Annotated in this window: 5 protein-coding genes; all 5 read right to left on the bottom strand. The window is 65.2% G+C overall.

Annotation, left to right across the window (positions count from 1 at the left end):
* Nucleotides 1–759 (bottom strand): 30S ribosomal protein S3 (rpsC, locus tag WBA11_RS00615; protein ID WP_424518798.1); only part of this gene is annotated, 759 nt, incomplete at its 3' end.
* Nucleotides 760–784: 25 nt separating this feature from the next.
* A complete protein-coding gene (rplV, locus tag WBA11_RS00610) occupies nt 785–1,147 on the bottom strand; it encodes a 50S ribosomal protein L22 (RefSeq protein ID WP_424518797.1) in 363 nt (120 codons plus the stop codon).
* 99 nt (nt 1,148–1,246) lie between these two features.
* Nucleotides 1,247–1,525, bottom strand: coding sequence for a 30S ribosomal protein S19 (gene rpsS, locus WBA11_RS00605; protein WP_424518796.1), 279 nt, complete (start codon nt 1,523–1,525; stop codon nt 1,247–1,249).
* 5 nt (nt 1,526–1,530) lie between these two features.
* A complete protein-coding gene (rplB, locus tag WBA11_RS00600) occupies nt 1,531–2,361 on the bottom strand; it encodes a 50S ribosomal protein L2 (protein ID WP_424518795.1) in 831 nt (276 codons plus the stop codon).
* Nucleotides 2,362–2,414: 53 nt separating this feature from the next.
* Complete coding sequence (gene rplW / locus WBA11_RS00595) at nt 2,415–2,708, bottom strand: 50S ribosomal protein L23 (protein WP_424518794.1); 294 nt, start codon at nt 2,706–2,708, stop codon at nt 2,415–2,417.
* Between the last annotated feature and the right edge of the window lie 89 nt (nt 2,709–2,797).

Genomic DNA, 2,797 nt, shown 5'->3' with positions numbered 1-2,797 from the left:
GCCTCCGCCCCGGTTGTCGCGGCCACCGCGGTTGTCACGGCCGCCACCGCGCCCGTCACGACGACGGCGCTCGGGGACGCTCGGGGCGGCGTTCTGCTGGCGCTGGGCCGTCGCGTTCGGCGACAGGTCGGGCTTGCCGATGACCTCGCCGTGGAAGATCCAGACCTTGACGCCGGCAGTTCCCTGCTGGGTAAAGGCCGTGACCTGGGCGTAGTCGATGTCGGCACGCATCGTGTGAAGGGGCACGCGACCCTCGAGGTACTGCTCGACGCGGCCCATCTCGGCGCCGCCCAAACGGCCGGCGACCTTGATGCGGATGCCCTGGGCACCCATGCGCATCGCGGCGCCAAGCGCCTGCTTCATGGCGCGGCGGTAGGACACGCGGCCCTCCAACTGCTGCGCGATGTTCTGCGCCACCAACGAGGCGTCCAGCTCGGGACGCTTGATCTCGTTGATGTTGATCTGGATGTCCTTCGAGGTGAGCTGCTTGAGCTCCTCGCGCAGCTTCTCGACCTCCGAGCCACCGCGACCGATGATGACACCGGGGCGCGACGTATGGAGCGTCAGGATGATCCGCTTGGGCGTCCGCTCGATAACGGTCCGCGAGAGACCGGCGCGCTTGAGACGGGTATCAAGGTAACGGCGGATCTCGTGGTCCTCCACGATCTTATCCGCGAAGCTGCCGTCGGTGTACCAGTTGGAGTCCCAGCCTCGGATCACACCGAGACGGAAGCCGATTGGGTTGGTTTTCTGTCCCATGGGTCGGGTTGTCTAGGTGTGAGAGTTACGCCTCCTCGGTCGCCACGTCGGGCGTGCCGACGACGACGGTCAAGTGGCTCGAGCGCTTGAGGATCGGGTGGGCACGGCCTCGAGAGACCGGCTGGAACCGCTTGATGACCGGCGCTTGGTCGACCATGATGGTCTTGACGATCAGGCGCTCGTCGTCGATCCGCTCGTCCTGGTTCTGGTCCACCAGGTTGCCGTAGGCGTCCTGGATGGCGCGGCGAACCATCGCGGCGGCCTTCTGCGGCATGAACTCGAGCGTGTCGATGGCCGACTGGGCGTTCTTGCCACGGACGACGTTCGCCACGATCCGCATCTTGCGGGGGCTGATGCGGAGGTACTTCCGCTTAGCACGTGCTTCCATTGTTTTGTTTCGGTGGTCGCGTCGAGGTCGTCAGTGAGATCGGAGCCCCGCAGTATGAAGCGGGGTCGCTCTCTCGTCCTCGAGGACGAGTCAGTCGTGTTAGCGGCGGCGGTCCTTCTTGGCGCCCGCGTGGCCGCGGAACGTCCGCGTCGGAGCGAACTCGCCCAAGCGGTGGCCGATCATGTTCTCGGTCACGTAGACCGGGATGAACTGCTTCCCGTTGTGGACGGCGAAGGTGTGGCCCAACATGTCGGGCGTGATCATGGACCCGCGAGCCCACGTCTTGACGACGCGCTTTTTGCCGCCGCCGTTCATCTCGTCCACCTTCTGGCGGAGCTTGTAGTGGACGTAAGGTCCCTTGCTGAGAGAGCGTGCCATGTCGGTTACTTCTTAGCCTTGCGGCGGCGGACGATAAACTGGTTCGAGGCCTTCTTCTTCTTGCGCGTCTTGAAGCCCTTGGCGTAGACGCCGGTCGGGCTCTTCGGGTGGCCGCCAGAGCTCTTGCCCTCGCCACCGCCCATCGGGTGATCGACGGGGTTCATGGCCACGCCACGCGTCTGCGGGCGGACGCCGAGCCAGCGCTTGCGACCGGCCTTGCCGATCTCGATGTTCATGTGGTCCGGGTTCGACGTCTGGCCGATCGTGGCCTTGCAGTCGACCAAGACGCGGCGGACTTCGCCGGAGGGCAGCTTGAGGTTGGCAAACCGACCCTCACGCGCCGTCAGCTGAGCGGACGTGCCCGCCGAGCGAGCCATCTGGGCACCTTTGCCCGGCTTCATCTCGATCGCGTGGACCGTCGTACCCAAGGGAATCTCGGAGAGCGGCAGGCAGTTGCCACGGTCGGGCGAGGAGCCCGGCCCAGAGACGACCGACTGGCCGACCTCGAGCTTGTCCGGCGCAATGATGTAGCGCTTCTCACCGTCGGCGTAGACCAACAGGGCGATGCGGGCGCTACGGTTCGGATCGTACTCGATGGCGGCGACGCGCGCGGGGATCCCGTGCTTGTTGCGCTTAAAGTCGATGATCCGGTACCGGCGCTTGTGACCACCGCCGCGGTGACGCGAGGTCTTGCGACCGTGGTTGTTGCGACCGCCCGTCCGCTTGCGCGTGTCGAGCAGGCTCTTCTCCGGCTCCGACTTCGTGATCGTCTCGAACTGAGAGACGGAGCGGTGCCGCTGACCTGGAGTGGTCGGCTTGAGTTTGCGGATTGCCATGGATGTGAGGGCATTCGTGCCGACGGCGACCGCCGGCTTTGCGCCCTGTTTGATTAAACGGCTTCGTAGAGGTCGATCTCGCCGGACTTCAGCGTCACGATGGCCTTTTTCCAGCCCGCGGCGCGGCCCTTGACGAGACCCTTCTTCGTGAACTGGCGCTTCCGCTTGCCGCGGACCACCATCGTGCGAACCTCCTTGATGTCGATGTCCGGGTAGCGCTCTTCGATCGCCTTCCGGATCTCGATCTTGTTGGCGTCCTTCGACACGCGGAAGCTGTAGTGACGGCCCTCCTCAGAGAGACGCGCCGACTTCTCGGTCAGGACGGGGGCGTAGATGATCTGCTTCATCGGTTACGAGGTCTTGGTGTCGTCGGACTCGTCCTCGAGGTCGGGCGCATCGCTGGCGTCGTCCTCGATAAGCGGCTCGGCGGGAGCGA

Source organism: Rubrivirga sp. (assembly GCF_049648075.1).
In the GTDB taxonomy this organism is placed as follows: domain Bacteria; phylum Bacteroidota; class Rhodothermia; order Rhodothermales; family Rubricoccaceae; genus Rubrivirga.
Note: the sequence above shows the minus strand (reverse complement) of the source record. Positions and strands in the feature narration are given on the sequence as shown.